The following is a 7,668-nucleotide window of genomic DNA, read 5'->3' on the forward strand; positions in this document are numbered from 1 at the left end:
ATGATCAGCCCTGGGGTGACCCTCGGTGGCCGGTACCGTCTCGACGAGCGGATCGCCGGCGGCGGCATGGGGGACGTGTGGCGCGGCACCGACGAGGTGCTGGGCCGGACGGTTGCCGTCAAAATCCTGCTCCCGGCGCTGCTGGACGAGCCCGGCTTTGCCGAGCGCTTCCGCGGCGAGGCCCGGACGATGGCCACCATCAACCACCCCGGGGTGGTCGATGTCTACGACTACGGCAGCGACCAGCAGCTCGCCTTCCTCGTCATGGAATATGTCGAGGGCGACGCCCTGTCGCGCACGCTCAGCCGGGTGGGGCGGCTCACCCCGGCGCGGACCATGGCGCTGGTCGCGCAGGCGGCGGACGCGCTGCAGGCCGCGCACGCGAACGGGATCGTGCACCGCGACGTCAAGCCCGGAAATCTTCTGGTACGTCCCAACGGCACCCTGGTGCTCACCGACTTCGGCATCGCCCGCTCGGCGCTGGTGGGCCAGCTGACCGTGGCCGGCTCGGTGCTGGGCACGGCCTCCTACATCTCCCCCGAGCAGGCTTCCGGGGCCGTGGCAACGGCAGCATCCGATGTGTACGCCCTCGGCGTGGTCGCCTACCAGTGCCTCTCCGGGCACCGCCCGTTCGACGGGGCCACCCCGATCGAAATCGCGATGAAGCACGTACGCGACCACCCGCGGCCCTTGCCGGCCGACATCCCGCCGTCGGTGCGGGCAATCGTCGACCGGGCCATGGCCAAGGACCCTGGCGCCCGCTGGCCGACCGCGTCCGCGATGGCCGCCGTCGCCCGGCAGGCCGCTGCCTCGCTGACCACCCAGGTGCACCAGCCGGCCGCGAACGGGTCAGCCCCGATGATCCGCCCGCAGTCCGGCGGCGCCCCGATAATGAACCGTCCCCATTCCGGTGCCCCGGTCTCGGGCAGCCAGCCCTATTCCAGCGCCCCGAACTCCGCGCCGCCGGTGCCCGGTTCCGGCGCGGGCCGGCCGCCCTACCCGCCGGTGCCGAGGCCCGTCTCCGGTGCTCGCGGCGCGGCGTCCGTACCCCCCATGCAACAGCCCTACCGGCACCCCACCGCACCGCCCATGACGCACCCGCCCATGGCTCCGGCCAAGCCGGCCGACAACTCGGGCAGCCGGCAGGTGCTGATCGTGCTGGCCGTGGTGCTGGCCCTGCTGGTTCTGCTCTGCGCGGGCGTGATTTCTTTCCTGCTCAAGGAGGGGAACAACAGTTCCGCCCTGGGCGCGGCCGATCAACGCGCTGCGGCGGCGTCGTACCGTCTTACGAAGCAGGCTGACATTCCGCTCAGCCTCATCCCCGCGACCGAAGGACGACAGACGCTATGACGGCGCAGGCCCGCCTGCTCGGTGGCAGGTATCAGGTCGGCGAGCTGCTGGGCTACGGCGGCATGGCCGAGGTGCACCGTGGACGCGATCTGCGGCTCGGCCGCGACGTGGCCATCAAGATGCTGCGCTCCGACCTTGCTCGGGACGCCACGTTCCAGGAGCGCTTCCGGCGTGAGGCACAGAACTCCGCCGCCCTCAACCACCCCGCGATCGTCGCCGTGTACGACACCGGCGAGGAGACCTCCGCGACCAATGAGCGCCAGCCGTTCATCGTCATGGAGTTCGTGCCGGGCCACACGCTCAAGGAGGAGCTGGCCGCCCAGCAGCGGATCCCCACCCGCCGCGCGCTCGAGATCATCGCCGACATCTGCGCCGCGCTGGAGTTCAGCCACCGGCACGGGATCATCCACCGTGACATCAAGCCCGGCAACGTGATGATCACGGGCAACGGGCAGGTCAAGGTGATGGACTTCGGCATCGCCCGGGCGCTGGCCAGCGGGGCCACCACGATGACCCAGACCAGCGCGGTCATCGGCACGGCCCAGTACCTTTCGCCCGAGCAGGCGCGCGGCGAGTCCGTGGACGCCCGGTCCGATGTGTACGCGGCCGGCTGCGTGCTGTTCGAGCTGCTCGTCGGCCACCCGCCGTTCGTCGGGGACAGCCCGGTCAGCGTGGCTTACCAGCACGTCCGCGAGCAGCCCCGGGCCCCCAGCGACATCAACCATGACGTCCCGCCCGAGGTGGACGCGATCGTCCTCAAGGCGCTGGCCAAGAACCCGCTCAACCGCTACCAGAGCGCGCAGGAGATGCGCGCCGACGCCCTGCGCGCCGTCGCCGGCCGCCCGGTCATGGCCCCCGCGGTGATGACCGAGGCCGAGACCATGGCGATGACCGGTGCAATGGGTGGCGCCCCGGCGGCGATGACCCGGCAGATCCCGGGCGCGACCATGGCTCCCGGGCGCGCTCCGCAGCAGCCGGAACGCAAGACGTCATCCTGGGTGATGGCGGCCCTGGCGGCGCTCGGCGTGCTCGCGGTGGTGGCGCTCGGCATCGGCCTGGCGCTGGCCAACCGCAACAACGACGAGGGCGACAAGCCCCCGGCGAGTGCCCCCGTGCCCAAGGTGACCGGTAAGAGCGAAAGCGAAGCCCGTCTGGCGCTGCAGCAGGCCGGCTTCGCGAAGATCCAGGTCGGCGACGCGATCGAGACCAAGGACTGCGACGACAAGGTCGAGAAGCAGACGCCCACGGCCAACACGTCCATCACTGTCGACCAGACGGTGACCATCCAGCTCTGCCGGGACCCCAAATCGGTGAAGGTGCCCAGCAACCTCAAGGGCAACCAGGTCGACAACGCCAAGCAGGCCCTGGAAGAAGCCGGTCTCACACCGGTGGTCAACGAGGTCGACAGCTCCTCGCAGGCGGGAATCGTGCTGGAGGTCGAGGACTCCGGCAAGGCGGTGGCCCCGGGCACGAAGATCACTTTGACGGTGTCGCGCGGCAACCTGGTGGAGGTGCCGGACGTCAAGGGCCAGCAGCGCGACTCGGCGGTGAACGTGCTGAAGTCGTTCGGGTTCACGAATGTCACGTTCGAGGAAACCGACGAGGACGGCGAGCCGGGCACAGTGGTCGCCCAGTCGCCGAAGGCCCAGTCCAAGCGGTCGAAGTCGACCCAGATCACGCTGACGATCATCGCCCAGAAGCAGGAGCAGCCGGACCCCTCCGACACGCCGAGCACGGACCCGAGCGCGGGCACCCCGCCCGGCTCCGGTGGCGGTGACGGCGCTGGCGCGGGCACGGGCCTTGGTGACCTGCTGGGCGGTAACTGAGCAACACCCGCGAAGTTCGAACGAGCCCGGTCGCTGGAGTAGCGGCCGGGCTCGCGTGCTGTGGACGGTTCCTGCTGTTTCTTGTTGTCAGGGGCGGCCCAGAAGGTGAGCGTGGAACCGGTTGCGGGTGATCACGTGATCGGGCCCAGCACGATGTCCTTGAGCGGCTTGCCCGCTTGTCGATCACGAAGACGCGCCCAGGGCCAGACGCTTCACCCGCTCATCGTTAAACGGCGCCCGCCGGCGTACCAGGGGGAGCCGTTCAACGGATACCGAAACCTACGCGGGGGTCTTGTCGCCCTTGATGCTGCGCAGCAGGACGCTGGCTACGTCGATGACCTCGACGTTGTCCTGCTCGCCCTTGCCGGTGACACCGTCGCCGATCATGGTGTAGCAGAACGGGCAGCCGACCGCGATGGTCTTGGCCCCGGTGGCCAGGGCCTCCTCGGTGCGCTCGACGTTGATGCGCTTGCCGATCTTCTCTTCCATCCACATCCGAGCACCGCCGGCGCCGCAGCAGAACGAGCGCTCGGAGTTGCGGGGCATCTCGATGACGTTGGCCGAGGCGCCGAGCACCTCACGCGGCGCCTCGAACACGCGGTTGTGCCGGCCCAGGTAGCACGGGTCGTGGTAGGTCACGTCGCCGTCGATCGGCTGGACCGGGGTGAGCTTGCCGGTCTGCACGAGGTGCTGCAACAGCTGGGTGTGGTGCACGACTTCGACCTTGAGGCCGAGCTGTTCGTACTCGTTGCCGAGGGTGTTGAAACAGTGCGGGCACGTCGCAACGATCTTCTTGACGTTCGCCTCGGTCAGCGTCTCGACGTTCTGCTGGGCGAGCATCTGGAAGACGAACTCGTTGCCGATGCGCCGTGCGGGGTCGCCCGAGCAGGTCTCGCCCTCGCCGAGGATGGCGAAGTCGACGCCGGCCTCGTGCAGCAGCGTGGCCACCGCGCGGGTGGTCTTCTTGGCCCGGTCCTCGAAGGCCCCGGCGCAGCCGACCCAGAACAGGTATTCGAAGTCGTCCTCGCCGACCCGCTTGATCTCGAAGTCCAGACCCTTCGTCCAGTCCTCGCGGGTGTTCTGCGGGGCACCCCACGGGTTGCCCTTGTTCTCCAGGTTGCGCAGCATGACGCCGGCCTCGGCCGGGAAACTGGACTCGATGAGCACCTGGTAGCGGCGCATGTCGACGATGTGGTCGACGTGCTCGATGTCCACCGGGCACTGCTCGACGCACGCGCCGCAGGTGGTGCAGGACCACAGCACGTCGGGGTCGATGACGCCCTGTTCTTCCTCGGTGCCGATCAGCGGGCGGTTCCCCTCGGCAAGCGCGAGCACGTCCAGGTGGGCCAGTTGGGCTTCGGTGGCCTTTTCCTCGCCGGTGAGGTCTTTTCCACCGCCACCCAGCAGATAGGGGGCCTTCGCGTACGCGTGATCGCGCAGCGACAGCACAAGGAGCTTGGGCGACAGTGGCTTCGCGGTGTTCCACGCCGGGCACTGCGACTGGCACCGGCCACATTCGGTGCAGGTCGAGAAGTCCAGCAGCCCCTTCCAGGTGAACTGTTCGACCTGGGCGACGCCGAACTGGTCCTTCTCCGGGTCGGCTTCCTCGAAGTCGAGGGGCTTGCCCTCGCTCATCATCGGCCGCAGGGCACCCAGGCCGGAGCCGGCGGGCTTCTCCGGGGCGCGCTTGAAGAAGATGTTGGGGAACGCGAGGAAGCGGTGCCAGGCCACGCCCATCGTCACGTTCAGCGAGATGGTGATCAGCCAGCCCATCGAGATGAACAGCTTGACCAGCGCCACCCAGGTGGGCCCGTTCGCCGCGGCGGGCAGCAGGGCGCCGACGCCGTGGCTGACCGGGGTCGCCCAGGACGGGAACTCGAAGGTGTCGTTGGCGACCTTGAAGCCGCGGATCAGGAACCCGCAGATCAGGACGCCGACGATGATCGCCTCGACGAAGTAGCCCTGCCACATGGTGGAGCCGGTGAAGCGGCTCTTCGCGGCTCGCCGGTCGCGTTGGCGGCGGTAGACCAGGTACAGGATGCCGAGCAGACCGAGAACGCCGATCAGCTCGGTGACCAGGCCGTACACCACCCAGTGGCCGACCAGCGGCAAGCCTCCGGCCGGGTCGACGACCTCGAAGTAGGCCTCGAGCACCAGCAGGAACAGGATCATGAAGGAGACCATCACGAACCAGTGCGCCGCGCCGATTGCGCTCCACTTGAGCATCCGGGTGTGACCCAGCGTCTCGACCAGCATGGTCCTGGTCCGGGTGGCCTTGTCGCTGAAGCGAGCCGGGTCGGGCTTGCCCTGGCGGATCACCGCAGTCATCAACATGACGGCGCGTACCGCGAGCACGACGGCCACCACGGTGATGGCGCCGGCCAGAACGGTGGCGATGATCTGCGCGACGCCCATGTGCGTGCCTCCTACGTCGGGTGCCGCCCCATGTTACCCGTGAGTAATGCCCCTATGCGCGCCGACTGCGCACCTGGGTCTTGGTGCGCAGTCGGATTGTTACCGCGCTCTGGCGTTACGCCTCACCGCGCTGCTGGCGGCACGGGGCCTAGCGCCAGCGGGACAGGATGCCCAGGGAGGCGACCATGCAGCCGAAGCCGACCAGCAGGTTCCAGTAGCGCCACGCCTCAACCGGATACTGCTGCTCCGAGAGGTAGTAGACCACCAGCCAGGCGATGCCGAAGACGATCAGGAAGACAGCCGTGATGGGCAGCCAGACCGGACTCGGCTTCTTCGACGCAGCCGCGGAGGCCGGACGGATGTCCGTCGGCGGCGTGTAGACCTTCTTCTTGCGAACCTGTGACTTCGGCACGGCGCTCTCCTGAGGGCAACAAGTGGTGAACAACCCACCCCTGAGCGGCTCCGGGGACACCGAAAACTGCCCTTGGCGAATACTGTTCGATAGCTAGCGTAGTCAAGGCGGCACGCGAACAGGCACCCGCCGGTGGGTTTTTACGGATGAGCTCGGGGAGGAAGACCGACGTGGAGTACACCACGGGGACGCCCTCGTGGCGACTTGTCATGCGCCGGGCCCTTCGTGGGCTGCGACCGCGGCGGAAGGGACAGCGGCGGGGCGGGTGGTCTGTGGGCGTACCGCTGATCGCTCTTGCTGCTGGTCTGCTCTTCACGACATCGGCCACTACGGCCGATGGCACCGCCCTGCGTGACGATCGCCGCCCGCAGCTCGCGCAGCTGATCACGGACAAGCGTGAGCGTCTTGCTGAGCGTGACAAGCAGGCGAATGAGCTGCGCGCGGAGGTCGACGGCGAGGGCCGGCAGTACGCCGAGGTGGACGGACCGGTGAAGGAAGCCCGTCAGCGCGCCGACACCATGCGTCAGCCCGCGGGCTTCACGGCGCTGGCCGGTGAGGGATTGACCGTGAGCCTCAACGACTCGTCCCGGCGCCCCACGGACACCGGCGCCGATGCTCCCCAGAACGACGATCTTGTCGTCCACCAGGGTGACGTTCAAGCGGTGGTAAATGCCCTTTGGGCTGGTGGGGCCGAGGCAATGTCGATCATGGATATCCGGGTGATCTCCACGAGCGCGGTACGCTGTGTCGGCAACACGCTGCTGCTGCACGGCCAGGTTTTCTCACCACCGTTCAAGATCACAGCGATTGGCGAACCCACGGCCATGCGCCGGGCGTTGGAGTCCTCCGAGGGCGTCCAGCAGTTCCGGGATGCGGTAGCCGATTTCGGCCTCGGCTATACCGAAACCGTCGAGAGGAACGTGACTGTGCGGGCGTACGACGGGTCGAGTGACCTCCGATCCGCCGAGGTCACCGAGTAATGGCGCCGGACTCGCCCACGGGGGGCAACGCGAACTCGGGCCGCCACCGAGCGCCCGACGGTGATGCGCAAACGGCGTACATCCCGCGGATCATCGACGCGACCTCGGACGGGGTGCCTGGGGGGCCGCTCGAGCCTCCGGCTGGGGTGGGGTGGCCTTCTGCTGCTGTTCCTGCTGCTCCTCTTTCTGCCGCTTCGCCTGCTGGCGCTCCTTCTGGTGGTGCGCCTTCTGTGCAATCGGATCTTTCCGGCGCCTCTGGTGTTCCGGACGAGAGGGCGGTGGATCCGGTCGTGGCGCGGGCTGCGGCGGCCGCGCGGGCCCGTTCCGCTTCGCCTGCGATAACTCCCGGGCAGAACGGCGACTTCAGCTTCTTCAAGCCCGAGGAACGCGATGCTATGCCGCCGTTGCGTGGTGCTACGCCGTCGGCCGGTACCGCTGGGTTCGAGCAGTTGACCGAGGACACCTACCGGGGTGGCCGGCGCCGGGCTGCTGACCCGGAGGCCGAATTCGGTGCTCGCGCGGACGGCTGGCAGGACGACCAAGCCGGCAAGCGGGACGGTCGCCGGGGGCGGCGGTCGGCTGCTGCCGATGCCACTGGGGCTTGGGCTCAGAACGGCTCGGAGGACCGGGCGCATGGGCGTGGTCGGGCCGGTGGGGGTACCGGGTGGTCTGCCGGGGCTGAGAC

General features: G+C 68.7%; 6 protein-coding genes. 4 read left to right on the forward strand and 2 right to left on the reverse strand.

Going from position 1 to position 7,668, the window contains the following annotated elements; genetic code table 11:
* Positions 1-1,350 carry a serine/threonine-protein kinase gene (locus TFC3_RS00380; RefSeq protein WP_067493999.1) on the forward strand — a complete coding sequence of 450 codons (1,350 nt, stop codon included), beginning with the start codon at positions 1-3 and terminating at the stop codon, positions 1,348-1,350.
* Positions 1,347-3,176 carry a Stk1 family PASTA domain-containing Ser/Thr kinase gene (pknB, locus tag TFC3_RS00385; protein ID WP_067494001.1) on the forward strand — a complete coding sequence of 610 codons (1,830 nt, stop codon included), beginning with the start codon at positions 1,347-1,349 and terminating at the stop codon, positions 3,174-3,176. The genes TFC3_RS00380 and pknB overlap by 4 nt, the downstream gene beginning before the upstream one ends.
* Positions 3,177-3,455: 279 nt before the next feature.
* On the opposite strand, the gene TFC3_RS00390 is transcribed toward pknB, so the two are convergent.
* Positions 3,456-5,591, reverse strand: coding sequence for a (Fe-S)-binding protein (locus TFC3_RS00390; protein ID WP_067494004.1), 2,136 nt, complete (start codon positions 5,589-5,591; stop codon positions 3,456-3,458).
* Between the two features lie 148 nt (positions 5,592-5,739).
* Positions 5,740-6,003: a cell division protein CrgA gene (locus TFC3_RS00395; protein WP_067494007.1), complete on the reverse strand. Its 264-nt coding sequence runs from the start codon at positions 6,001-6,003 to the stop codon at positions 5,740-5,742.
* 170 nt (positions 6,004-6,173) lie between these two features.
* On the opposite strand from TFC3_RS00395, the gene TFC3_RS00400 reads away from it, so the two are divergent.
* Entirely contained in the window at positions 6,174-6,983 is an 810-nt protein-coding gene (locus TFC3_RS00400; RefSeq protein WP_067494009.1) for a DUF881 domain-containing protein, read from the forward strand.
* 278 nt (positions 6,984-7,261) lie between these two features.
* Positions 7,262-7,668: hypothetical protein (locus TFC3_RS38940; protein ID WP_236717909.1), on the forward strand; the 407-nt coding region annotated here is incomplete at its 3' end.

It is taken from the genome of Actinoplanes sp. TFC3, assembly GCF_001553785.1.
GTDB lineage: Bacteria > Actinomycetota > Actinomycetes > Mycobacteriales > Micromonosporaceae > Actinoplanes.

Bases quoted from the DNA above. Each gene is read 5' to 3' on its own strand.
- TFC3_RS00380 (WP_067493999.1), top strand. From the start codon at position 1: ATGATCAGCCCTGGGGTGACCCTCGGTGGCCGGTACCGTCTCGACGAG.
- pknB (WP_067494001.1), top strand. From the start codon at position 1,347: ATGACGGCGCAGGCCCGCCTGCTCGGTGGCAGGTATCAGGTCGGCGAG.
- TFC3_RS00390 (WP_067494004.1), bottom strand. From the start codon at position 5,591: ATGGGCGTCGCGCAGATCATCGCCACCGTTCTGGCCGGCGCCATCACC.